This window comes from Leptotrichia sp. OH3620_COT-345 (assembly GCF_003932895.1).
Lineage (GTDB): Bacteria > Fusobacteriota > Fusobacteriia > Fusobacteriales > Leptotrichiaceae > Pseudoleptotrichia.
This window is the reverse complement of record NZ_RQYW01000103.1, coordinates 1-562: the sequence shown is the minus strand read 5'-3', so window position 1 is coordinate 562 and position 562 is coordinate 1. Positions and strand designations below refer to the sequence as shown.

The following is a 562-nucleotide window of genomic DNA, read 5'->3' as shown; positions in this document are numbered from 1 at the left end:
AGCTTCAGGATATACTTTTTTAACTTCAGACCATGCATATGCCCAACTAAGATAATCTAAATTATTCTTTTTGCTTTTCTTATCATTTACATTAATAACGCTTAGTTCTTCAAATACACTCATTCGATAACCTCTTCTCTCCAACCTTGGCTTTTAAGCTCTGAGGCTTTTGTCAAATCAGATTCACTAGATAAATAAAACTCCGAAGCATACTTTTTTGACAAAGTGTGAAAAGCATGCCCAAAGTAAAGTTTACCTTTCTCGCTTGCATGATTTGCTTCATTAAATTCTAAATACATTACTGACACTTTTTCCTTTGCTGTATCTGAATCTTTCTCTTTTTTAAGTTTTTCAGTAACTTTTTTCACAACTTCTTCTAGCTGTTTTTCATCAAATTTAATATTAATTGTTTCCATTTACTCCTCTTTCTACAATGAAGACGTCGCCTTGTCTTGTAATTTCAATATTATATTTAAGCATAGGCAGGATCCAACCTTTCCCCCAATAGCTCCATAATTCGCTTATCAAGCCATATAAGCACTCGTTAGGCTCTGCCCTATAC

Annotated in this window: 2 protein-coding genes; both read right to left on the bottom strand. The window is 33.3% G+C overall.

Going from position 1 to position 562, the window contains the following annotated elements; translation table 11 throughout:
• The coding region (locus EII29_RS13200) for a DUF1071 domain-containing protein (RefSeq protein ID WP_125237620.1) at positions 1 to 123 on the bottom strand (123 nt) is incomplete at its 3' end.
• Positions 120 to 416, bottom strand: a complete 297-nt coding sequence (locus tag EII29_RS11560; RefSeq protein ID WP_036851118.1) for a hypothetical protein — start codon at positions 414 to 416, stop codon at positions 120 to 122. The genes EII29_RS11560 and EII29_RS13200, both read right to left, overlap by 4 nt.
• Positions 417 to 562 lie beyond the last annotated feature (146 nt).